Raw genomic sequence first — 22,760 nt, 5'->3', positions numbered from 1 at the left:
GTCAGGCTGCGGACGGACCCTCCCAGCGGGCGGGCATGCGCTCTCCCATCACACCCGCCCCGCGAGGCGAACAGCGGCAGCCGGAGCCGATATGCACCGAAGGCACGCGTCCCGGTAGACGACGGGAACACGCGACCGTCAGAGGTCGCGGCGGCCGGGGTAGGGGTTGTCGTCGTCCTCCGTCCAGACGTCCGGCTCGGGCTGGCGGAGGGGCCGTTCCGGCATCTGGCCGTTGACCGCCGCACCCGCGGGCACCGCCGGCACTGGGATCACCGGCGCTGGGACCACCGGCACAGGGACCACCGGCACCTGCCCGGGCAGCGCCACCGGAGACAGCGATACGTGCGCGGCGGCCGTCCGGCCGCCGTCGTCCCGCCGTGCCGTCAACGGCGGAAGCGACGCCAGCCGGTCCAGCGCATTCTGCACAGGCGGCTCGCCTTCGGCGGGGACGGCCGAGGTCGAAAGGTCACCGGACGACGATCCGGGGAAAGCCGCGCCGGCGACGGCGGAGTCCGGGGAGGCGCCGTTCCACGGATCGGTTTCGGAAGCGGAGTCGGTGGAAGCGCCGTCCTCGGCTGTGGGGGCAGCGGGGGTCGCCTCAGCCGCGGATGTCTCGCCAGGACTGGTCTCGGCGGTAGGGCTGATTTCAGTGGCAGGGCCGGTCTCAGTGGTAGGGCCGGTCTCCGCGGTAGCCGACAGCTCCTGCCGGTCCGGCCGATCGAGAGAGGCGGTCGGCTCCTGATCGGACAACGAAGTCTCCGTGACCGTGCCCGTGGTCGCGCCGGCGCCTGGGATGGCGCCCGTGCCCTCGGTCGTCGAGGAGACGGCGCCCAAGCGAACTTCGGTGTCCGCCTCCGTCGCCGGGAGATTCTCGCGGGCCTTCGGCCTGGCCAGGATTACGGAGGGACGTCGTACAGGCGCGTTTCCCCGGGCCTTCGCCGTGGCGGCGCCGCTGAACGCGGCCGCGCCACTCGCCACCGTGGCGGCCTCAGGCGGGGCGCCCGTCTTTCCAGCCACCGGCCGCGGCTCCGAGCCTCCGGACCGTCCCTCGCCCGCGCTGTCACTTGTCAGGCCCTTGCGGCGCAGCCAGGCGCCCAGGTTCGCGCCCGTGAGCAGCAGGACGACGGCGAGCGCGACGTAGACGCCGAAGCTCAGCCCGCCGAGCGGCAGGAAAGAGGACTGAGCCGTCATCTTCGGATCGTCGGTCTTCTCCGGGACGACCACCGGCTCGGTCTGGTCACTGCCACCGTTCGCCTCCGGCAGCGTGAGCTCGGTGTCCTTCGGCGGCTCGGTGTCCTTGGGCGTGGTGTTCTGCGGCAGTGCCGGTTCCGGGTTCGGCACGGCGGTGGAGTGATGCGTCTTCGGAGTCTTGGCGGCGGGCGACTTGACCGTCGACTGGCCCGGCTTCCTCGACGGCGACGGGGAGGGGCTCGGAGACGCCTTCGGCGCGGGAACGGCCACGTACGCGGCCACGGAGCGCTGAGATCCCACGGAGCCGCCGGTGCCGTCCGAGCGGAACGCGCGGACGGAGACGTCGACCTTCTGCCCGCCCATGCCGGCCGGAAGCGCGAGGCTCGTCTGACAGGTGGAACCGGAGCAGGCGGAGTCGGCGGAGACGGAACCGGACTTGCCCGCCTTGACCGAGGTGATCTCGTACGACTGGAGATCGGGCTCTGCGCCCTTCGCCCAGCTGACCAGGATTGTCGAGGGGTTCTTGAGCCGTGCCTCGACCCCTGAGGGAGCCTCCGGCGGACGGCTGAGCACGAAGGTGGAGGTGGCATAGGTCTTGTGTGTGACCTCACCGAACAAACTGACCGTGAACGTGCCGTTGGGGGCGTCGCCGGGGTCGAAGGATCCGCTGATCGTCTGGTTCGCGCCGCCGGAAGCGATCTTCTGCCGGGATACGGAGGGGCCCTCGACATACAGGGCCATGCTGACCTGGTACCAGTCCGTCTGCGCGGACACGGCCACGGCACCCGATGACTTGACGACCTCCCCGTCCGCGGGGGACAGGATCTCGGCGTCGGCCACGTTCGCGGGTGCGGCGCCGATCACCGGCGTGGACGCCAGAGCCATCAAAACGATCATCGCCGTTGTGCCCAGCCTACGAACCCTGGTCACGACGCATCCCTTCATGGAGAACCGTCCGCCCCCGGCTGCCTCGGCCGAATACGCACGGCGACTGAGAGTACGCGGCACTTTACGCCAGCCGTCCGCTCTTAGACCGAATGTCTAAGAAGTCGTGATTCTATTGCGACACAAGTGGTCTCACTTTACGGAAGATCAGAAATGCGCCATATGCCCGGTCGCGCTTGCATCGGCCGGTAACGCCTCATCGCGTGCTCGACGGGTGTCAGCGGTGGGACAGCGACTTCGACGGCGGCCGCGTCGCCGCCACTCGAACCACCCGCCGTGTGCCCCGCCGACCACGAGTTCCGCGTCGCGCCCCGCAGCGCGTTGTCGGTGTGCCACCGCATGCCGAACTCCGGCATGCCGGTGCGGCCCAGCACCATCGCCCCCGCCGCACGCGACTCGTCGACCCCTCCGCCGGCGTCACCGTCACCGCGTTCACCCGCGGATCCCCCTTATGCGGCGGAGCCGACCGGACCGGCCGATGCGGAGGCGGTGGCCGTCGCGGGGCCGAGGAGGGGGACCACGAACCGCACGGTTACCACGACCTCGGCCACACCGTCCGACAGCGAGCACGACCGCAGGGACGCGCCGTTGGCGACCGTGATCGCCTGCGCACGGTCACACGCCTCATCCGGGACCGCCAGCGCCACGCGAGCGGCCCCGAGCGCGCCGAGATCGGCGGCGCTCTGTGCCCGGTGCCGCGCGACGCGAGCGACGCCCACCTGGACGACGACCATCGCCACCGCCCACACGGCGGTCATGAGGGCGATCGTCCAGATGGTCGCCGAGCCGCGCTCCCGCCTGGAGCGCGCTCCGCCCTCGCATGCCTGAAATCTCCTCATTCGCGTGCCCCCGCTCCCGCGATCCGCGCTCCTCCGATTTCTTCGAGTGCAGGGCGACTGCGTTCAGGGTGGCTGCCGGCCGCGCTCATATGGCTTCGGAACCGCTCGTCATTCGCGTCCGCCTGGTCTCGGAGCGACGAGGTCCTCCCGAGGCCCGCAGACCGGGTCGCCTCCGCAGCCGCCGACAGCGACGGAAGGACGCCGGGTTCGGTGGCGGAGACGGCGGCGGCCCGGAGGCGAGCCGGCGGGAGCGGCGACCTGAAGGGCGGCCGGACGGTCGCGATGACCTCGACCCGGGTGGTGTCCGCTCTCACGCGGATGGACACCGTGGCACCCTCCGGAGCCAGTCGCAGGACTGCCGCGCTCACCTCCTCGGCCGCCTCGCCCCGTGCGGCGGCGCGTGCGCCGGCCCGGGCCGCGTCGACGCATCGCAGTTGCGCGCCCACGATCGTCACCGCCCACAGTGAGGCGATCAGCACCACCACGAGGGCCGGAAGTGCGACGGCGGTCTCCGCGGTCACCGAGCCTCGCTCCTCCCGCCGGGGCGGCACGTCCACCACCCGCCGTCGCGGCATCCAGGCACAGCGGCGCACCACCGGGAGCCTCAGGCGGCCAGCTTCAGCGCCTTTTGGATGAGCGCGGCGAGCATCGACCTCACTTCGGCGCTGGTGACCACCTTCCAGAGCAGTGCGGCGAACCCGCAGGCGGCTATCGTGCCGACGGCGTACTCCGCGGTGGACATACCCGCGTCGGCCCTCGTTTCGGCCTGCACCGCCCATCGAACGCTCAGCTCTCGAGCTCGGTACGAGGCCCGGGCGACCGATCGCCGCAACGCGGCGGACGACCTCCGCAGGGCGTCGCCCATCGACTGCGCGGCGTTCCAGAGCCGAGCACCCCGACGCACGGCACGCTGACGCACGGCACGCTGACCCCCGGCACCTTGGGCCCCCGGCCGTCCCGCCCTTGAGAGGACGGCCAGGACGCTGAGAGCGAGGATGTTTCCCACCGCACTCACGCCGGATCGGCGGCGGCCGCCTTCCGTCCACAGGCCGCCTTCGGTCCGCAACCCGCCTCCCGCCCTGTGGCCGGCAAGCGCCCACCCGCCGGCGACCGCGCGCTGTCCCAGGCGGCCGGACTTCGGCCCCCGCCCGGACCGCGTCGACGACCCGGCGGTTTCGGAAGCTGCCCACCGGCCGGGGCGGGTGAGCACGGACGTGCGCCCGGAGCGGCTGAGCAGCGCCCTACGCGCCGAGCGCACGAGCGTCGCCCATCGTGCCGGCCGCGCCCTGTGACGGCCCACAGCGTCACCGTCTCGCCGCCGAAGGATCGCGCCCGTCTGATTCCTCCGGCCGGTCGCGGCGTGCTTGCTCATCGGTCCTCCTGACCCGCTCGGGGCGGCCCCTCCGCCCGTGCTGGGGCCAGACTGCGGGATGACGGACGGAGGAATTCGGGCCGAGCACGGTTCTGTGGACAAGAGCCCTGCCGCCGCAGTTGTCCACAACCACAGCGCCCTCATCTGTGGATCGACGACCAGCGATTGTGGAGCTTCTGAACCCTTTGCCCCGCCTGCTGTCCACAGGTGTGGATGAGACTGTCCACAGGTTGTTCATGGCAGGAGGATCTGGCTCGCCAGACCCGCGACCATGGGGATGATCCCCAGGAAGACGAAGGCCGGCAGGAAACAGAGCCCGAGCGGTGCGACGGCGTGGACACCTACCCTGCGCGCCGCGGCCGAAGCCGTCGCCCGAGCCGTACGCCGGGCGTCGTCGGCGAGCCGGGTGAGGACGTCGGCGACCGGCGCACCGCTCTGGGCAGCCCGGATCATCGTTCTGGCCAGGGCGGCGAGTGCCGGTTCATCGGACAGAGCGGCCCACGCCTCCTCGGGAGGAGCGCCCAGGCGCATCTGAGCACCGGCCCACGAGAGCCGCTCGCCCACCGGGCCCGCGATCGCGACGGCGGTCGTCTCGACGGCCCCGCTCATCGGTTGCCCTGCCCGGAGACAGGCGACGATCAGATCGACGGCGAACGGAAGGTCGGCCCCCATACGCTCCCGGCGGCGTCTGGCCTCGGCCGGTTCCCGCCTGCGAACGGCGACGAACAGGCCGATGGCCGTCACCGTCCCCGCGCACGCCCCCACCAGACCACCGAGAAGCAGGAACAGCGCGAATCCCACAGGTGCCGCGACGGCCACCCCTCGACGTGACGCGCTCGCACCCATCGGCGCGGCGCCTGCTGATCCCCGTGCCGGCGCCTCCGACGCCGCCGACGACGCGATGGCGTTCAGCCGCACGGCCGGCGAACGAGAAGCCGGCCACGCCAGCATCGCCAGCGTGGTCAGGAGCCCGGCCAGTACGGCGATCATGTCTCGCCCCCTTTCCAGCGGAACAACCGCCTCCAGCAGGACACCCGGCGTCGCCACCCATGACGACGGACGTCCTCTCCACCACAGGCGACACCCGCCGCCCCCGCCACGTGACACCTCGCGACAGCCGCTAGCAGCACTCGCGGCTTCGGCCCGCGACGTCCCCGGGACGCGTCCGATCAAGGCCGTCCGGCCCCCGCGTGCGTCCGATCGGGACCGTCCGGCCCCGGCACCGTCCCGCCACCGCACCGCACCGTCTCGCCGCACCCGGCACCGTCTCGCCACCGCATGTCGACCACGGCGCCGTCCGATCACGGCACCGTCAACTCCTCCGCCCGGGTGACGAGCCTGCGGGTCCACCAGACGCCGGCGGCGTCGAGGACGAGCCCGACCACCAGACAGACGAACCCCGCCGGGCTGCCGAACAGGAACGCCAGCGGATCCATGCCGAGCCCTGCGGCCATAAGCAGGCCGAGCACGGGCAGGCCCGCCAGCATCCGGGCGGTCGCCCGAGGTCCGGAGAGGTGGGCGGCCACCTCCTCTCGATGGGCCTGCGCCTCCCGCAGAGACGCGCACGCCCGTTCCACCAGTGCGGTCAGGCCGCCGCCCACGGCTACGCTCACCTGCCAGCACGCGGCCAGCCGGACCAGTCCCTCGCCCCCGCGCGCGGGCGCGGCGTTCAGCAGGGCCGCGGCGACGTCGCCGCCATCCCGGGCGGCGGCCACCACCGGGGCGAGCGCGGCCGGATCGGGTGGGCTGACCGAGGAGACCGCCCGAGCGAGGGCGTCGCCGGGGGTCCTGCCCGCCGACAGCTCGGCTGCCAGGCTCTGGCACAGTTCGATTGACGCCGCACGCCAGGCCGCCGCCGTCGCCCCTGGCCGTGGACGGCGGGTGAGTACGACCCAGAACCTGCGCATGTCCCTTGACCGCCGGCTCCGCGTGAGCCACGCCAGCCGTGTCGTCCCGGCATCCGGCCCGGCCCACACCCAGGCGGCGAGGGCGGCGGCGAGCATCGCGACCAGCCCCGTGACCAGCCCGCCCGGCGGCGTCATGACGGCCACGAGGCCGGGCAGCGTGCTCGTAGGGCCTCGAAGGACCGGCCCCGGCAGGCCCGGCCGTCCGGATCGAAGGTCAGGGCCGGAGCCGCCGTCACCAGGCCGGACGGGCCGCGCTCGAGCACGCAGATCTCCGAAACGCGGCGGCGGCCTCCGCCGACCTCCCGCACGAGGTGGATGACGAGGTCGAGCGCGGCGGCGATCTGGCTGTGCACCGCCTCCCGCGACAGCCCCGCCGCACAGGCCAGAGCCTCCAGCCGCGCGGGCACGTCGGCGGCGTTGTTGGCGTGCAGCGTGCCGCAGCCGCCCTCGTGACCGGTGTTGAGCGCCGCCAGCAGATCGACGACTTCCGCTCCTCGCACCTCGCCCACCACGAGGCGGTCGGGCCGCATCCGGAGGGCCTGCCGAACGAGATCGCGCAGCCCGACCCCGCCCGCGCCTTCCAGGTTCGGCGGCCGGGCCTCCAGCCGTACGACGTGAGGGTGCAGAGGCTGCAACTCGGCGGAGTCCTCGACCAGCAGCAGACGCTCCGCGGGACCCGCGAGGGAGAGCATGGCGCTCAACATGGTCGTCTTGCCGGTGCCGGTTCCTCCGGTGACCAGGAACGCCAGCCGGGCCGCCATGATCGCGCGGAGCACGGCGGCTCCGCCCTCCGCGGCGAGCTCCTCCACCGTGAACGCCCGTCGTGACGGCAACCGCAGCGAAAGGCAGGTCCCCTCCGCCGCGATCGGTGGGAGGACCGCGTGCAGGCGCACGCCACCGGCGAGCCGGGCGTCCACGTAGGGGCAGGCGTCGTCGAGGCGACGCCCGGCCGCCGCGGCCAGGCGCTGGGCAAGCCTGCGGACCTCGTCGTCTCCTGGAAACGTCACGCCCGTTCTGCGCAGGCCGTCCCCGTCGTCCACCCACACCTCGCGCGGCCCGTTGACCAGGACGTCCGTGACACCCGGCTCGGCCAGCAGGGCTTCGAGCGGGCCCGCGCCGATGAGATGGGCGCGCAGCGTTCGAGCGACGGCCAGGATCTCGGCGTCGCCGAGGACGGCCCGCTCGGCGCGCAGGGCCGCAGCCACCTGTGCCTCGCTGGGGGCGGCACCGGTCTGCGACAGCCGTACGCGGACCGCCTCGACCAGATCCGCGCCGACCCCGGGAACGGTCACCGGTCCTTGGCGGGTCACGGGCCACCCGCCCCGGCGGACGGCCGGCCGGTCCTGCCGCCCTGGGAGAGCCCGCCCAGGAGGGACTCGAGCAGCTCACCGCAGAAGCGGCCCAACGGGGAGCGGCGCAGCGGCGGCGGGTCTCCCCGATCCAGCGTCTCCACGAGTCCGCGCGTCTCCGGGAGCACACCCGCGTACGGGACCGACAGAGAGGCCGCGACGACCTCCGGATCGAGCGTCCCGGCGCGCATCACCAGGCGCAGGTCACCGGTCCCCGGCCGGAGCAGCGTCACCGTCTGGGCCGCCGCGAGCGCTCCTCGCAGGTCCGCGGGAACGACGACGATCGTCGCGGCGGCCCTGGCGAGCGCCTCAGCCTCGCCTTCGCCGACGTGCCGGGGCAGGTCGACCACGACCAGGTCGCAGCCGCGCTGCGCGGCGTCGAGCACGACACGCATCGCCTCGCGGGGGATGCACACCGGCTCGCCGCGATGCGCCGACAACACCGTGAGCTCCCCGAAGGTGGGCAGCGCCTCCTGGAGGGCGGCGAAGCTCACCCTGCCTTCCCTCCCGACGACGTCGGGCCAGCGGGCGCCCAGCGCCTCCTCCTGACCGAGCAGCACGTCGATGCCGCCGCCGAGCGGGTCGGCGTCGACGAGGAGCGTGCGCAGCCCGCCACGGGACGCCGTCAGCGCCAGGGACGCCGCGAGGACGGTGGCACCGGCGCCGCCCTTCCCTCCCGCGACGCACAGGACCGTGCCGGCCCTGGTGGCGGGCTCGGCGGCGTCGCCGAACTCCTCCACGAGGAGCCGCTCGGCCTCGGGCAGTTCCAGCACGGTGTGCGCCCCGACCGCGACGCACCTGCGCCACATGTCGGGGTCGTCGGCGGTCCGGGTCACAACAACCACGTTCTGCCGGGGCGGCGGACCCGTGGCGGCCAGATCGTCGGCCAGGTCACTGCCGACCACGACCAGCGGAGCCCGAATCCAGTACGGCCGGGCGTGGGCCGCCGCGTGGGCCACGTCGAGTTCGACGCCCGCGGCGGCGGCGATGCGGAGCAGATCGTCGAGGAGTTCCTGATCGTCGGTTATGGCCAGTGGGCGTGGCATCGGTGTCTCCCTGTCGTCCCGGACGACTCGGCGTTAGGGAGGACCACCATGCGAGAGGCCGCGACCGGCGCGGGCGAGCGAACCGCGTTCTGTGGACGAAGCCCGGCCTGTGGACAAGACCGGGCGGTTCGGGTCGTCCCCTATTGGCCACAGGCAGGTTGATCGAAAAAAAAGGGCGACCCCCGCCGGGGGGGAGAGCGGGGGTCGCCTGGCGGTCCGGCTCTGGGGGGGTAGAGCCGGTCCCGTATTACAAGAAAGCTTTAAACAAGGGACCACGACATGGCAAGGGTTCCAGCGCCATCAAGCGGCCACGCACGTCGTTCCGTATGGAGAGACACACCGTATGCTGCCTGATCACGAGAGGTACGTCGAGAACCCTCTCCAATCTTAGTAAAATTTTTTCCCAGAGTCAGTGTGGCATGTCGACAGGCGCGGTCGCAACGGGTACGGGCGACGGCCACGAGGAGTCACCGCCCCTCCCTCTTCATGCCGACACACGGCACCAATGGGGACAGAAGTACAGGAATGACCCAAGTGACTCGGTAAAGCTCTTGGACGTGGGGGTTTCCATCTCGGGGAAACGGACGTAAAAAGGGATTACGGACCTGCGGGTCCGTGTACGGCATCGGGTACCCACGCGCGACCAGCCGCGGGAGGCGTGTCGAGACGGGCTTGACCCGCTCCGACAGATTCAGGTGCACGCTTGGTAACCCGGTGACACGTACCGGCGACGGCGTTCCACACCAGGGACGCCGTCTGCTTTGTCCGCACCGGCGCCGCGCCCGGCGGCCCGGCACGGCCCCGGCGGACCGCTCCCGCCCGCACCGGCGCCGCGTACGGCGGCGCGCAAGGGCGGATCAGCGGGACATGGCCTCGCAGATCGCCGTCGTCTCGCGGACGCCGTGGACGACCGCCGAAGCGCAGTGCCTCACCCAGGTCCCGACGCCCTCACTCGTGCCCTTGAGATACGCCCTGAGGCCCTCGGCGTACGCGTCGCCGAGGTCGGCGTGGCCCACCTCGACGGCGGCGAGCGACTTCGGATCGAGGCCGAGGTCGACCAGTGTGAGCCGCTCCGCGGCGCGGGCGACCAGGCCGTCGGCCACGCCGAACGGACGCAGCACCGCCAGCTCGGCGTGCACGATCGCGGCGAGCACGAGGGCGGGCGCCGCGGTGGAACCCGTGACCAGCCCGGCGAGGGCCGACATGCGGGCCGCGGTCTCCTCCGGACCTGGCGCGGGGCCGAGCCCCAGCGGATCGGCGGTCGTGGGCGCGGTCCGGGGCCTGCCGGGGTCGGTGGTCATCCCGGCCGCCGCCAGCGCGTGCAGCCGGGCGAGGACCTGCCGCGGCGCCGAGCGCCACGTCGGCGCCAGCCGTCCGAGTTCGGCCGAGGCGCGCAGCGCGCCCTGCACGACGGGATCGGTCACCTCGCCCATGCGCAGCGTCTCGAGCGGCACGTCGACGCCCTCGATCGCGGCGGAGGCGCGCGCGCCTCGGAGGGCCGACTCGGCCGACACCTCGGGGCTGCGCCGGCGCAGCACCCGGTGCCGGTAGAGCCGGTCGACGGCCTCTCGGGCCTCCTGTACGGCCTCGGGCACGCCGGGCAGCCCGGCGATCACAGCCAGGGGATCGCTCACAGCCCCCGACCATACCCGCCGGTAGAAGGTCGTTCGCCGAGGAGGTACGGCCGTTCAGCGCACAAAGGCGACACCGGTCTCGGCGAGTTCCTCACCTATCGCTAAGTTGGCAGGTTATAGGCGGTAACCGGACAAAACGCCCCCACCCCGATTACTTGTACTTGACACCGCTCGCCTGGTGAAGTGGGACACGACATACCCCAGCTTGGCCGAGGCGGCCGAACGAGAGACAACCTTTTAGACGCTGTGAAGGAGTACGGAGTGGCCACCGAGACCCCCGGTCAGGAAACCCAGGAGACGCTGTCGAACCTGCTGAGCGAGACGCGCCGGTTCGAGCCCCCGGCGGACCTGGCCTCGGCCGCGAACGTCACGGCGGACGCCTACGAGGAGGCCGCACAGGACCGGCTCGCCTTCTGGGAGCGCGCCGCGGAGCGGCTGACGTGGGCGGAGCGCTGGGACACCACGCTTGAGTGGGAGCCGCCCTTCGCCAAGTGGTTCGTCGGCGGCAAGCTGAACGTCGCCTACAACTGCGTCGACCGCCACGTGGAGGCCGGCCGGGGCGACAAGGTCGCCTACTACTGGGAGGGCGAGCCGGACGGCGACAGCCGTACGATCACCTACGCCGACCTGCAGAAGGAGGTCGCGAAGGCGGCCAACGCGCTGCAGGAGCTGGGAGTGCGCAAGGGCGACCGGGTCGCGGTCTACATGCCGATGATCCCCGAGCTGCCGATCACCCTGCTGGCCTGCGCCCGGATCGGCGCGATCCACTCGGTGGTCTTCGGCGGCTTCTCCGCCTCCGCCCTGAAGAGCCGCATCCACGACGCGGACGCGAAGGTCGTCGTCACCGCCGACGGCGGCTTCCGCCGCGGCGCGCCCAGCGCGCTGAAGCCGACGGTCGACGAGGCGGTCGCCGAGTGCCCCGGCGTCGAGCACGTCGTCGTCGTACGCAGGACCGGCCAGGACGTCGCAACCACCGAGCGGGACGTCTGGTGGCACGACCTCGTGGACCGCCAGCCCGCCGAGCACGAGCCGGTGCCGCACGACGCCGAGGACCCGCTGTACATCCTCTACACCAGCGGCACGACGGGGAAGCCGAAGGGCATCCTGCACACCACCGGCGGCTACCTCACCCAGGTCGCCTGGACCCACCACGCGGTCTTCGACCTCAAGCCCGACAGCGACATCTACTGGTGCACGGCCGACATCGGCTGGGTCACCGGGCACTCCTACATCGTGTACGGCCCGCTCGCGAACGGCGCGACCAGCGTGATCTACGAGGGCACCCCGGACACCCCGCACCGCGGCCGTTTCTGGGAGATCGTGCAGAAGTACAAGGTCACGATCCTCTACACCGCCCCCACCGCGATCCGTACGTTCATGAAGTGGGGCGACGACATCCCCGCGAAGTACGACATGTCGTCCCTGCGGGTGCTCGGCTCGGTCGGCGAGCCCATCAACCCCGAGGCGTACGTCTGGTATCGCGAGCACATCGGCGCCAACCGCTGCCCGGTGGTGGACACGTGGTGGCAAACGGAGACCGGCGGCATCATGATCAGCCCGCTTCCCGGCGTCACGGCCGCCAAGCCCGGCGCCGCCATGCAGCCGCTGCCGGGAATCTCCGCCGACGTGGTCGACGACCAGGGCAATTCGGTGCCGAACGGCGGCGGCGGCTTCCTCGTGGTCCGCGAGCCCTGGCCGGCCATGCTCCGGACCATCTGGGGCGACGACAAGCGCTACGTCGACACCTACTGGTCGCGGTTCGAGGGGATGTACTTCCCCGGCGACGGCGCCAAGCGCGACGAGGACGGCGACCTGTGGCTGCTCGGCCGGGTGGACGACGTCATGCTCGTCTCCGGGCACAACATCTCCACGACCGAGGTCGAGAGCGCGCTGGTCAGCCACCCGAAGGTGGCCGAGGCGGCCGTCGTGGGCGCCACCGACCCGCTGACCGGCCAGGCCATCGTGGCCTTCGTGATCCTGCGCGGCAGTGCGGAGGAGAGCGACGACATCGCCGCCGAACTGCGCGCCCACGTGGCCAAGACGCTCGGCCCGATCGCCAAGCCGCGGCAGATCCTGGTCGTGCCCGAGCTGCCGAAGACCCGCTCCGGCAAGATCATGCGCCGGCTGCTGCGCGACGTGGCGGAGAACCGGTCGCTCGGCGACGTCACCACGCTGACCGACAGCTCGGTCATGAACCTGATCGCGGAGAAGCTGCCCAGCGCCAAGAGCGACGACTGATCACGAGCCGCCTGGTCTCGTGAGGAAGGCGTGGACGAACGGCGTCCACGCCTTCCGCGTCTCCGCACCGGCCACGGTCCGGTGCGACGAGGAGCGTACGGATCGCCTGAGCCGTCATATTCGGACCGTCCGCGGGCAGGTCTCCGCGTGTCGCGTCCTTCGAATCGGGTTATCCACAGGCAAGGGGCTTCAGTGCAGGTGCGCGGACGGGCACGAGATGATGTTTGATAGTCGCAGATAGGAGATCGCTCATGCCCGAGGACGAATCGCTCGGTGCGCTGGTCGCCCAGGCGAGCCATCACATCTCGACCCTCGTACGGTCGGAGATCGAGCTGGCGAAGGCCGAGCTCAAGTTCGACGCGAAGCGGGTCGGCATGGCCGCCGGGCTGTTCGGCGCCGCGGCCTTCATCGGGCACCTGTGCCTGATCCTGGCCTCGTTCGCGATCGCGTACGCCCTCGTGGCCGTGGGGCTGGCCACCTGGCTCGCGTTCACGATCGTCACGGTGTTCTACCTCCTGATGGCCGGGTTGCTGGTCCTCGTCGGCTACCGCCGGCTCAAGGGGCTGACCGGCATGAAGCGCACCAGGCGGAGCCTGCGCGGCCTGGCGGGCCCGGAGGAGGCGGAGGAGGAGCTGCCGGAGAGGATCCCGGCCCCCGCCACGCCGCGGTCCGGGGCCCCGGCGCCGCCGCCGTACACGGGCCCGACCGCCGGGCAGGTGGGCGCCCACCGGGAGTCCGTGAGCGATGCCGGTTGACGAGACGCTGATCGAGCTCGACGGCCCCTGGACCCACCGGGTGGTGCACGCGGGCGGTGTGCGGTTCCACGTGGCCGAGGCCGGGGATGGACCGCTGGTCCTGCTGCTGCACGGGTTCCCCCAGTTCTGGTGGACCTGGCGACACCAGCTTCCGGCGCTGGCGAAGGCCGGTTACCGGGCCGTCGCCGTCGACCTGCGCGGTTACGGCACCAGCGACAAGCCGCCACGCGGCTATGACCTGCCCACGCTGGCCGTCGACGCGGCGGGCCTGGTGCGCGCGCTCGGCGAGACGAGCGCGATCGTGGTGGGCCATGACTGGGGCGGCCTGCTGGGCTGGACGATGAGCGTCCTCGACCCGAAGGTGGTGCGGCGGCTGGTGCCGGTGTCGGCGCCGCATCCGCTGCGCATGCGTGCCGCGCTTTTCACCGACCCGCTCGGGCAGCTCAAGGCCAGCCGCTACGCCCTGGGATACCAGCTCCCCTTCCTGCCGGAGCGGAAGCTGACCCGCAAGGGCGGCGCCGCGATCGGCAGGCTGGTCGAGAGGTGGGCCGGGCCGCAGTGGCCCGGCGACGGCGTGACGCGGGTGTATCGGGAGGCGATGCGGCTCCCGACCGTGGCGCACTGCGCGCTGGAGTACTACCGCTGGTTCGCCCGGTCCCAGCTCCGCCCTGACGGCTTCCGCTACGCCCGCCAGATGCGCGCGGAGATCGAGGCGCCGACGCTGCAACTGCACGGCGCGCTCGACCCGTGCATCCTGCCGCGGACCGCCCAGGGCTCCAGCAGGTTCGTGGCCGCGCCGTACCGGTGGCGGCTGATCGAGGGCGCCGGGCATTTCCCGCACGAGGAGCGCCCCGAGCAGTTCAACGCCGAGCTCATCGCCTGGCTCTCCGACCCCGAACCCGACCGCTGAACCCGGTCAGCTGAACCCGGCTACTCAACCCGGCTACTCAACCCGGCCACTCAACCCAGCCACTCAACCCGGTCGCTGAACCCGGCCGCTCAACCCGGTCGCTGAACCCGGCCGCCCGGCCGGCCGACCTGACCGCCGAATCCGCTCCCGAGCCCGCGGCTGAACCCGGCCGCCGACGTGCCGTCCGGCGCCGGGTGTGACCCGCCGCCGCCGGTCTCACACACCCTGATCGCCCCAGCGCGGCCGCCCCGGCTGCCGGATCGGTACCCGTGATCTTGTAGAAGATAGTAGAAATGTGCCCTGAAGTGGCTCAACTTCCTGGTTGATCTCCGGGTGATCCGGGAGTCGCCGGGGTGCTTCGGCCGCTCAGAACCGCCCACGCGCCCTGCGGAGAGACCATGCGTGACCGTGACGAAGCGGGTCGCCCCCGTAATGCACGCCCTCGCGACGAGTACGGCAGGCCGCTCCCCAGAGGCACAGAGGGAGTGCCCCGGGTGCCGGACGACTACGCTCCCGCCGCCGAGGAGGCGCTGGAGGAGGCCAGGAAGCTGCTCGCGGCGGGCCGGCCGTTCCACGCTCACGAGGTGCTTGAGGCCCGCTGGAAGACCAGCCCGGCCGAGGAACGCGAGTTGTGGCAGGGACTCGCCCAGATATGCGTGGGCCTGACGCACATCCAGCGCGGCAACCTCTCCGGCGCCGCCGCCCTGCTGACCCGCGGGTCCGCCAGGCTCGGCGCGTACGGCTCCACCCGGCCCTACAGGCTGGACCTGCGGGCCCTGGCCATCGAGGCCGACGCGGTCACGACCGCCATCGACGAGGGGAACGCCGACGCCGGCTCCGCCATCGCCGCCATCCTCGCCCGCCTGGCCCCCGCGAAGTAGCGAGGCCGCCCGTCAGCGGCAGCGGTGACGCCGGGGTGCGGCAGCGGGGTGCGGTGGGCAGGGCTGCTGACCATATGGCTGCTGCGGCGGGCAGGGCTGCCGGCCGACAAGGCTGCTGCGGACTGTGGAACCGGGCACCGGCTGCGTGGTGCGCGGGAGAGTCACCTAGAGCAGCTTGTCGCGCGCGTAGGCGGCGGCCGCCGTACGGTTGCGGACGCCGATCTTGGCGAAGGCGTTGTTGATGTGCGTCTTCACGGTCGTCTCCGCGATGAAGAGGGCCGAGCCGATCTCCGCGTTGCTCAGCCCCCCGGCGACGAGCCGCAGCACCTCGACCTCCCGCACGGTCAGCCCGTCGGGACAGGCCGCGACCGGCGGCGGCGCGGCGCGGGACAGCGCGTCGACCAGCCGCCGGGACACCGCGGCCGAGAACGTCGACTGCCCGGCGGCGGCGGAGCGGAGGGCGGCGGCGATCTCGGCGCGACCGGCGTCCTTGGTGAGGTAGCCGCGGGCCCCGGCCAGCAGGGCGGAGTCCACGGACCGGTCGTCGTCGTAGGTCGTCAGCACCACGACGGCCACCTCCGGGTACGCACGGCTGATCCGCCGCGTGGCCTCGACGCCGTCCATCACGGGCATGCGCAGGTCCATGAGCACGACGTCGGGACGCAGCTCGGCCACCAGGCTCAGGGCCTCTTCTCCGTTCCCGGCGTCGCCCACCACCTCCACGTGGTCGACCAGGTCCAGCAGCGCCACCAGGCCCTCACGCATGAGCTGCTGGTCGTCGACGACCAGGACCCTCATTCCGGCACCTCCGCCCGCACCTCCCACAGGCCGCCCGCCGGTCCGGCGCTCAACGTCCCGCCGGCGAGCGCCAGCCGCTCACGCATGCCCTGCAGGCCGTGCCCGGATGACACCGCGCGTGCGGCCTCACACGGGTTGCGCACCACCAGCCGGACGGCGCCCTCACCGTAGCCGAGCTCGACCGTCACCGGCTCGCCCGGAGCATGCCTGGCGGCGTTGGTCAGTGCCTCGCGCGCCGTACGCAGCAGGCAGACCTCCGCCGCCGGAGTGATCGGCCGCCGTGTGCCCGCCGTGCACAGTTCGGCGGGTACGTCGTGGTCCCTGCGGTGCTCGGCGACCAGCAGGCTCAGCGCGTCGGGCAGCGGCGGCACGTCCTCCCGCAGGGCCGCCACCGCCGAACGCGCCTCGGTCAGCCCCTCCCTGGCCAGAGCCCGCGACCTGCGGATGCGTGCCACCGCCCCCTCCACGTCGCCTCGCTCGGTGAGCAATGCCTCGGCGACCTCCAGTTGCACCCCCAGGGCGCCGAGGGAGTGCGCGAGCACGTCGTGGAGCTCCCTGGCGATGCGGGCCCGCTCGTCGAGCGCCATGGCCCTGGCCCGGTCCTGCTGGGCCCGGCGGTACTGGCGCCGGTGCAAGGCGAAGAGCACGGTGCACAGCACGACCGCGGCGCGGACCACGATCGCCGATCGCGGCTGTTCCCACCACAGCATGCTGCCGGCCATGAGCGCCAGGTCGGTCACGGTGACCGCGACGATCGCCCCCATGCTCGGCGTCACGTGCGCCGCGAACAGCAGCAGCATCGCGAACACGAATACCGTGGGCGCCGCCTCGGCCGATCCCGACACCGACGCGGCGATCGCAGAACCGGCCGCGAGCAGGGCCACGGCGACTCGGGAGAAGTATCGGTCGAGCAGGACGAAGGCCAGCCAGCACGCCATCGACGCGCAGAGCGCGGACCAGAACAGCGCGGGGGCGCGGTCGGGCGACGCGGTCGCGAGCGACCAGGCGAGGACCAGGCTCATCAGCAGCCTGACCATGTGGCCGGTCTCGGGGTCGTCGGCCGCCAGCAGCCGCACGACCCGCCCCCACACCTCCCGCATCGCCTAGCGCGAATCCGTCAACGTGAGAATCATGTTCAACACGATAAGCCGGAAGGCCACGAAGCCGGCGATCACCAGCAGGGCCACGATCACGATCGCGAGCAGGACCTTGCCGTTCATCTTCCCCCCGTTGGCGTCCATGAGCCGGTGCAGCAGGTCGAGCCAGATGCGGCCCGACCCTCCAGTGCGTTTGTCCATGCCGAGGACGGTAGGGACGGGGTGGGGTGGAGCGGCACCTCCGAAGGTTGGAGAACGGGGTGGAGCGTCAGGAACCGGACACTCCCTAGTCGCAGTCCTGGGTGCCCACGCGGACGACGGCGCCGCTGCCGTCGTTGGCGTCGGGCATGACCTCCTCCGCGGTGAGGGCGTAGCCCGTCTCGGGCTGGTCCGTCGCGGCGGCGAAGATCACTCCGAACACCCGGCCGTCCGGGCTCAGCAGCGGCCCGCCCGAGTTGCCCGGCTGGACCTTGCCCCGGATGGCGTAGACCTCGCGCTCCACCCTGCGCTGGTTGTAGATGTCGTACGACTCGGCGCGCTGCTTGATCCTGACGCGCGCGGCGAGCGGCGTGAAGGGGTGCCCCTTCGGGTAACCGGCGATGATCGCGCTGTCGCCCTTGTCGGCGTTCATGTCGAAGCGCAGCGCGTTGATCGGGAGGTTCGGGACGAACAGGATCGCGATGTCGCGCTCGGGGTTGTACAGGACGACCCGGGCGTCGTACTGGTTGCCCTCGTAGTCGGTGACCCGCAGCCCCTCGGTGACCCCGGCGACGACGTGGGCGTTGGTCATGATCCGCTGCCGCGCGTAGACGAACCCGGTCCCCTCGATGCGCTTGCGGCAGCTCGGGGCCGTGCCCTGCACCTTGACGATCGCCCTGCGGGCCCGGACGAGGGCGGGGCTGCCGTTGATCAGGCTCTGGTCGGGCGGGGGCACGTTCTGGCCGCCGATGGAGGTGATGACCTGCGGCCACTCCGACGTGTTGACGAAGTCCCTGAACGGCTTCTGCATGGCCCGCACGCCGTCCGGCATGGCCTCGTCGACCGTCTGCCACACGACGGATCCGTTGATCTGGTCCTTGACCAGCGGCTGGCCGATGCTCATCGAGACCATCAGGGAGCCGATCAGCCAGGCGATGGCCAGAACCGACAGACCGCTGGCGACCGAGCCGCCGAAGGCGTCGACGGCCTTGGCCGGCTCCCATGTGACATGGCTGCGGGCCACCGCGCCGATGGTCGAGGACGCGAACTGCCCGATCGTCGCCGCCAGGAAGACGATGACGATGGCTAACAGGGCCCTCTCGATGTCGCCGCTGACGATCGCTCCGGCCAGGGGTGGCGCGATGAACAGCCCCAGGATGGCGCCGCCGATGAATCCGATGAAGCTGAAGGCCCCGATGATGAAGCCCTGCCGGTAACCGGATACCGCGAAGGCCACCACCAGGCCGATCAGGATGAGATCCAGAAGATCGCCGCGCACAGTTTCCACGGTATAGCCACGCCACTCGTCGTGTGCGGGCGTCTGCCGGGTCTCGTCGCCATACGCGGCGTACGAGCACCCCGGCGGCTCAGCCCCGCGCGGCCAGATCGAGGACCTCGGGGGGAAGATCCTCGACCCGTGAGCGGTCCCAGGGACGCTCGAAGCCGGCCGCGGTCAGCACCCCGTCGAGCACGCCGGCGGTGAACCCCCACACGAGCAGCCCGCGTACGCGGAACGCCACGGAGGGGACGATGCCGCGCGGATGGCGCAGCCGGAGCCGGTTGGCCGGGTCCACCAGCTCCGCGACCGGGACCCGCTCGACGGTCTCGACCTCGTCGGGAGACGCGGCGTGCACGGCGCAGGGCGTGTGCCACCAGGCGAGCACGGGCGTCACCCGGTTGTCGCTGCGCCAGACGTAGAGCTCGGGCATGGTCCCGACGACCTCGACGCCCGAGGGGTCGAGCCCGGTCTCCTCCTGGGCCTCGCGCAGGGCCGCGCCTATCGGGCCGTCGTCGCCGGGATCAACGCCGCCACCGGGGAACGCGGGCTGGCCGGCGTGCACCCGGCCCTTCGAACTGCGCTGGATGAGCAGGATGTCGGGCCCCTCGGGCCCCTCGCCGAACAGCAACAACACCGCCGCCGAGCGGCCGGCGCCGTTCGCGGGCGGCCGCAACGCGGTGGGAACAGGGCTGTGCGCGGCCTTCGCGGCCAGCTCCGTCAACCAAGGGGGAGCCACGACCACCTCCACATCGTCACACCGGGCATGCTGGGGCCCAAGCGTGCCGTACAACCACGGGAGGACGCCCGAGCTTCCCGATCACTGCATACTCACGAGAACGGGCCCGGCCGCACCAGCTTGCGCGCCTCGTCCGCGTCCGTGGGGCCGGTGCCGTACGACGGGCAGAGCGCGGCGAGCGGGCACACGCCGCAGGCGGGCTTCCTGGCGTGGCAGATGCGCCGGCCGTGCCAGATCAGCCGATGCGACAGCATCGTCCACTCGGACTTGGGGATCAGCTCGCCGACCTCGTGCTCGATCTTCACGGGATCGGTCTCGGTCGTCCAGCCGAAGCGCCTCGTCAGCCGCTGGAAGTGCGTGTCGACGGTGATGCCGGGAACCTCGAAGGCGTTGCCGAGCACGACGTTCGCGGTCTTGCGGCCCACGCCCGGGAGCTTGACCAGGTCGGCCAGCTTGCCCGGGACCTCCCCTTTGTGGTGTTCGCACAGGGCCTGAGCCATCCCGATGATGCTGTTGGCCTTCGCCCGGAAGAACCCGGTCGACTTGATGATCTCCTCGAGTTCGGCGCGGTCGGCTCCGGCGTAGTCGGCCGCCGTGCGGTACTTCGCGAAGAGCACCGGAGTGACCATGTTGACCCTCTTGTCGGTGCACTGCGCCGACAGGATCGTGGCGACCAGCAACTCCAGGGGGTTGCCGAAGTCGAGTTCGCAATGGGCGTCGGGGTAGGTCTCGGCCAGGATCCGGTTGATTCGCCGCGCCCGCCGCACGAGTCCCAGGCGGGTCTCGGCCTGACGCTGACGCCGTCGGGGAGCGGCCGTGTTCGTCGCCATGCCGCAAGCGTAGGGCCTCGCGTCCTCGGCCCGCTCCCAGGTCATGGCTTGCCACACATGCCACATATCCAGCCTGTATTTGCCAATTTGTCCCTACGCTGCGCAATACACTGTGCCCGTAGGGGGACGACCGGCTGCCCGAGCCGGTCGAGCGCGCGATGGGCGTAAGGATAGGTTTCCGCCAAGATTGTGTTGTTTCGCCAGGCACCACGCACACGAGTGCGAGCCGGGAGCTACGCCCATGCGACGTAACGGGACACCCCGTAATGCGTCGCGGATGGCGTGGGTCACAATGGCTAGCACGGAGCCGGCGACCGAGCGCGCCCGCAGCAAGGAGGCACCGTGAGCACCGAGGAAGTACTGAGCAAGGCGCCGCTGTTCTCCGCGCTCGACCGCGAGAGCGCCGCGGCTCTGCGTACGAGCATCACCGAGGTGGAGCTGCCCAAGGGCCGCACCCTCTTCAGTGAGAACGAGACGGGCGACCGGCTCTACGTGGTGCTCGAAGGCAAGATCAAGCTGGCGCGCACCGCTCCCGACGGCCGGGAGAACCTGCTGAGCGTGCTCGGCCCCGGCGAGATGTTCGGCGAGCTGTCGTTGTTCGACCCTCGCCCGCGTACGGCCTCGGCCATCGCGCTGACCGACGTACGGCTCGCCGGCTTGGGGCACGACGACCTGCGTCCGTGGCTGACCGGCCGGCCCGAAGTGGCGCTGCACCTGCTGCGCGCCCTGGCCCAGCGGCTGCGCCGCACCAACGACGTGCTCGCGGACCTCGTCTTCACCGACGTGCCCGGCCGCGTCGCCAAGCAGCTCCTCGACCTGGCCGACCGCTTCGGGCAGAAGACCGACGACGGCATCCGGGTGCACCACGACCTCACCCAGGAGGAGCTCGCCCAGCTCGTGGGCGCCTCGCGGGAGACGGTCAACAAGGCCCTGGCCGACTTCGCCCAGCGCGGCTGGCTGCGCATCGAGGCCAAGGCCGTGGTGATCATGGACAGGGAGCGGCTCTTCAACCGCTCCCGCTGAAGCGACGCTAGAGCGTCTTGAGGTAGTTGAGCTGGGCCGCCACCGACATCTCGGCGGCCGGCCACAGTGACCGGTCCACGTCGGCGTACACCATCTCGACGATCTCGCGCGCGTCCCTGGCGCCACTGCGGATCGCCTCGCGGATCTGGTCCAGCCGCTCGCGCCGGTGGGCGATGTACGCGTCGAGCACCCCGGAGGGATCGGGCAGGACGGGCCCGTGACCGGGCAGCAGCACCATGGCCTCCAGCATCTCGGCGCCCTGCCTGAGCCTGTCCAGGCTGCGCAGGTAGTCACCGAGGTCCCCGTCGGGGGCGATGACGGTCGTCCCCCGGCCGAGGATCGTGTCACCGGTCAGGATCGCCCTGTCGCCGGGCAGCCAGAAGCACAGCGAGTCGAACGAGTGCCCCGGCGTGCCGACGACCCGCACCTCCACGTCTCCCGCCGTCACCACGTCGCCGTCGGCCAGGCCCTCCTCGCCCAGGCGGAGGCGTGGGTCGAGCGCCCGCACCGGCGCGCCGAGCATCCGCGCGAGCGTCGTCGCGCCCTCGCTGTGGTCCGGGTGGCCGTGCGTGAGCAGCACGGCGGTCACCCGGCGGCCGTCCACCCGCTCGGCGACCCGCCGCAGGTGCGCCTCGTCGTCCGGGCCCGGATCCACCACCAGTACGGCGTCCGCCCCGCCGACGATCCAGGTGTTGGTGCCGTCGAGGGTCATCGGCGACGGGTTGGGCGCCAGCACGTTCACGGCGCTCGCCGTGCCCGCGCCGTCAAGGCCGCCGGAGCCGTCAAGGCCGTCGGCGCCGTCCGGTCCGGGGATGCGCAGGCCGCTCACTCGGCCGCCTTTCCTGTCTCGGGGATCATCAGCACCATCTGCCCGTCCACCTCGGCGGGCTCCGGCAGGACGGTCGTGATCGACCGGGGGCAGGCGAGCACGTCGCCGGCCGACTCGAACGCCGCCATCTCGGCCAGCGTCCGGAAGGTGGGCGGCAGCATGTGCGCCGTTCCCGCCCTCGCGGCGGCCAGCGCGTCGCGCGGCCGCATCCAGGCCACCCCGGACGCCTCCCCGCCCACGTCCCGCGTACGCTGCCCGGGGGGCAGAGCCGCCACGAAGAAGCGGGTGTCGAAGCGCCGGGGCTCCACCACCGGGGTGATCCAGTGCGCCCACGCCTTGAGCAGGTCGGACCTGAGCACGAGACCGCGCCGGTCGAGGAACTCGGCGAACGACAGCGTGCGCGCGATCAGCGCGAGGCGGTCGGCCTCCCAGTCCGGGCCCGTCGTGTCCGTCACCACCGTGTCCGCGCCCGGCCCGGCCAGGAGCACGCCCGACTCCTCGAACGTCTCGCGTACGGCGGCGCAGACGAGGCCCCGGGCCGTGCTCTCGTCGGCCCGGAAGACCTCGCCCCACGCGGCGGGCGGCGGGCCCGCCCAGGCCACGGTGTGGTCGGCGTCCCGCGGGTCGACCGATCCGCCGGGGAACACGTAGGCGCCGGCGGCGAAGGCCATCGTGGCCTTGCGCCTGAGGAGGTACACCTCCAGGGGGTCGTCACGCAGCAGCACCACCGTGGCCGCGTCCCTGGCGGGGACGGGAGCCAGGCGGCCGGCGAGGATCTCCCGCGCCCGCTCGCCGACCTCGCCGGGCAGCGGAAACCCCATGAGGCCCTCCAGAACAAGGATCGGGTCAACCCGCCCCCATGCTCCCCCACGCGTTCGCGGAACCGCAAACCCCGGTTCCGGC

22 protein-coding genes and 1 pseudogene are annotated in these 22,760 nt (G+C 72.0%); 5 read left to right on the top strand and 18 right to left on the bottom strand.

Going from position 1 to position 22,760, the window contains the following annotated elements:
• Nucleotides 1-138: 138 nt before the first annotated feature.
• The 10 genes and pseudogenes from HHX35_RS07220 to HHX35_RS07175 all read right to left on the bottom strand — a co-directional run bounded on the left by HHX35_RS07220 (nt 139) and on the right by HHX35_RS07175 (nt 10,283).
• Nucleotides 139-2,076, bottom strand: coding sequence for a hypothetical protein (locus HHX35_RS07220; protein WP_182898087.1), 1,938 nt, complete (start codon nt 2,074-2,076; stop codon nt 139-141).
• A gap of 197 nt (nt 2,077-2,273) precedes the next feature.
• Nucleotides 2,274-2,522 (bottom strand): annotated as a pseudogene (locus HHX35_RS07215) (amidase family protein); the annotation flags it as partial.
• A 63-nt stretch (nt 2,523-2,585) separates the two neighbouring features.
• Nucleotides 2,586-2,975: an Rv3654c family TadE-like protein gene (locus HHX35_RS07210; protein ID WP_259404828.1), complete on the bottom strand. Its 390-nt coding sequence runs from the start codon at nt 2,973-2,975 to the stop codon at nt 2,586-2,588.
• A complete protein-coding gene (locus HHX35_RS07205) occupies nt 2,972-3,550 on the bottom strand; it encodes a TadE family type IV pilus minor pilin (protein ID WP_220505103.1) in 579 nt (192 codons plus the stop codon). The genes HHX35_RS07210 and HHX35_RS07205 overlap by 4 nt, the downstream gene beginning before the upstream one ends.
• A 29-nt stretch (nt 3,551-3,579) precedes the next feature.
• Entirely contained in the window at nt 3,580-3,840 is a 261-nt protein-coding gene (locus HHX35_RS07200) for a DUF4244 domain-containing protein (protein ID WP_182898427.1), read from the bottom strand.
• Between the two features lie 741 nt (nt 3,841-4,581).
• Nucleotides 4,582-5,337 (bottom strand): type II secretion system F family protein, encoded by a 756-nt coding sequence (locus HHX35_RS07195; RefSeq protein ID WP_259404827.1) that lies wholly within the window; start codon nt 5,335-5,337, stop codon nt 4,582-4,584.
• A 311-nt stretch (nt 5,338-5,648) separates the two neighbouring features.
• Nucleotides 5,649-6,389, bottom strand: coding sequence for a type II secretion system F family protein (locus HHX35_RS07190; protein WP_182898425.1), 741 nt, complete (start codon nt 6,387-6,389; stop codon nt 5,649-5,651).
• Nucleotides 6,386-7,546, bottom strand: a complete 1,161-nt coding sequence (locus HHX35_RS07185) for a TadA family conjugal transfer-associated ATPase (RefSeq protein ID WP_182898084.1) — start codon at nt 7,544-7,546, stop codon at nt 6,386-6,388. Before HHX35_RS07185 ends, HHX35_RS07190 begins: the two co-directional genes overlap by 4 nt.
• 14 nt (nt 7,547-7,560) lie before the next feature.
• Nucleotides 7,561-8,649 carry a septum site-determining protein Ssd gene (ssd, locus tag HHX35_RS07180; protein ID WP_182898083.1) on the bottom strand — a complete coding sequence of 363 codons (1,089 nt, stop codon included), beginning with the start codon at nt 8,647-8,649 and terminating at the stop codon, nt 7,561-7,563.
• Nucleotides 8,650-9,506: 857 nt separating this feature from the next.
• Nucleotides 9,507-10,283 carry a Fic family protein gene (locus HHX35_RS07175; protein WP_182898082.1) on the bottom strand — a complete coding sequence of 259 codons (777 nt, stop codon included), beginning with the start codon at nt 10,281-10,283 and terminating at the stop codon, nt 9,507-9,509.
• 261 nt (nt 10,284-10,544) lie between these two features.
• Between HHX35_RS07175 and acs the strand changes: the two genes are divergently transcribed.
• The 4 genes from acs to HHX35_RS07155 all read left to right on the top strand — a co-directional run bounded on the left by acs (nt 10,545) and on the right by HHX35_RS07155 (nt 15,067).
• The gene (gene acs, locus HHX35_RS07170; protein ID WP_182898081.1) at nt 10,545-12,521 is read left to right on the top strand and encodes an acetate--CoA ligase; all 1,977 of its coding nucleotides are present in this window, start codon (nt 10,545-10,547) and stop codon (nt 12,519-12,521) included.
• Nucleotides 12,522-12,772: 251 nt separating this feature from the next.
• Nucleotides 12,773-13,276, top strand: a complete 504-nt coding sequence (locus HHX35_RS07165) for a phage holin family protein (protein WP_182898080.1) — start codon at nt 12,773-12,775, stop codon at nt 13,274-13,276.
• Nucleotides 13,266-14,186, top strand: a complete 921-nt coding sequence (locus tag HHX35_RS07160) for an alpha/beta fold hydrolase (RefSeq protein WP_182898079.1) — start codon at nt 13,266-13,268, stop codon at nt 14,184-14,186. The genes HHX35_RS07165 and HHX35_RS07160 overlap by 11 nt, the downstream gene beginning before the upstream one ends.
• 494 nt (nt 14,187-14,680) lie before the next feature.
• Nucleotides 14,681-15,067, top strand: coding sequence for a DUF309 domain-containing protein (locus HHX35_RS07155; protein WP_310738936.1), 387 nt, complete (start codon nt 14,681-14,683; stop codon nt 15,065-15,067).
• A gap of 165 nt (nt 15,068-15,232) precedes the next feature.
• Here HHX35_RS07155 and HHX35_RS07150 read toward each other — a convergent pair whose 3' ends face one another.
• From HHX35_RS07150 to nth, 6 genes are all read right to left on the bottom strand, one after another.
• The gene (locus tag HHX35_RS07150; RefSeq protein ID WP_182898077.1) at nt 15,233-15,865 is read right to left on the bottom strand and encodes a response regulator transcription factor; all 633 of its coding nucleotides are present in this window, start codon (nt 15,863-15,865) and stop codon (nt 15,233-15,235) included.
• Nucleotides 15,862-16,965, bottom strand: a complete 1,104-nt coding sequence (locus HHX35_RS07145) for a sensor histidine kinase (protein WP_182898076.1) — start codon at nt 16,963-16,965, stop codon at nt 15,862-15,864. The genes HHX35_RS07150 and HHX35_RS07145 overlap by 4 nt, the downstream gene beginning before the upstream one ends.
• Before the next feature lie 3 nt (nt 16,966-16,968).
• Nucleotides 16,969-17,163 carry a hypothetical protein gene (locus HHX35_RS07140; RefSeq protein ID WP_182898483.1) on the bottom strand — a complete coding sequence of 65 codons (195 nt, stop codon included), beginning with the start codon at nt 17,161-17,163 and terminating at the stop codon, nt 16,969-16,971.
• An 85-nt stretch (nt 17,164-17,248) separates the two neighbouring features.
• A complete protein-coding gene (locus HHX35_RS07135; RefSeq protein WP_182898075.1) occupies nt 17,249-18,439 on the bottom strand; it encodes a MarP family serine protease in 1,191 nt (396 codons plus the stop codon).
• Nucleotides 18,440-18,527: 88 nt separating this feature from the next.
• On the bottom strand, nt 18,528-19,175 hold the full coding sequence (locus HHX35_RS07130; RefSeq protein ID WP_139573997.1) for a CoA pyrophosphatase: 648 nt from the start codon (nt 19,173-19,175) through the stop codon (nt 18,528-18,530).
• Nucleotides 19,176-19,267: 92 nt separating this feature from the next.
• Nucleotides 19,268-20,005 carry an endonuclease III gene (gene nth / locus HHX35_RS07125; protein ID WP_182898074.1) on the bottom strand — a complete coding sequence of 246 codons (738 nt, stop codon included), beginning with the start codon at nt 20,003-20,005 and terminating at the stop codon, nt 19,268-19,270.
• A 342-nt stretch (nt 20,006-20,347) separates the two neighbouring features.
• Between nth and HHX35_RS07120 the strand changes: the two genes are divergently transcribed.
• Nucleotides 20,348-21,028 (top strand): Crp/Fnr family transcriptional regulator, encoded by a 681-nt coding sequence (locus HHX35_RS07120; protein WP_030506761.1) that lies wholly within the window; start codon nt 20,348-20,350, stop codon nt 21,026-21,028.
• Nucleotides 21,029-21,035: 7 nt separating this feature from the next.
• Here the strand turns inward: HHX35_RS07120 and HHX35_RS07115 are convergent, their stop codons facing one another.
• Together HHX35_RS07115 and HHX35_RS07110 are read right to left on the bottom strand one after the other, a co-directional pair.
• The gene (locus HHX35_RS07115) at nt 21,036-21,857 is read right to left on the bottom strand and encodes an MBL fold metallo-hydrolase (protein WP_396779818.1); all 822 of its coding nucleotides are present in this window, start codon (nt 21,855-21,857) and stop codon (nt 21,036-21,038) included.
• On the bottom strand, nt 21,854-22,678 hold the full coding sequence (locus HHX35_RS07110; RefSeq protein ID WP_182898073.1) for an NUDIX domain-containing protein: 825 nt from the start codon (nt 22,676-22,678) through the stop codon (nt 21,854-21,856). Before HHX35_RS07110 ends, HHX35_RS07115 begins: the two co-directional genes overlap by 4 nt.
• Nucleotides 22,679-22,760 lie beyond the last annotated feature (82 nt).

The sequence above is a fragment of the Microbispora sp. H10830 genome, assembly GCF_014161375.1.
Taxonomy (GTDB): Bacteria; Actinomycetota; Actinomycetes; order Streptosporangiales; family Streptosporangiaceae; genus Microbispora; species Microbispora catharanthi.
This window is presented reverse-complemented; position numbering and strand designations above follow the sequence as displayed.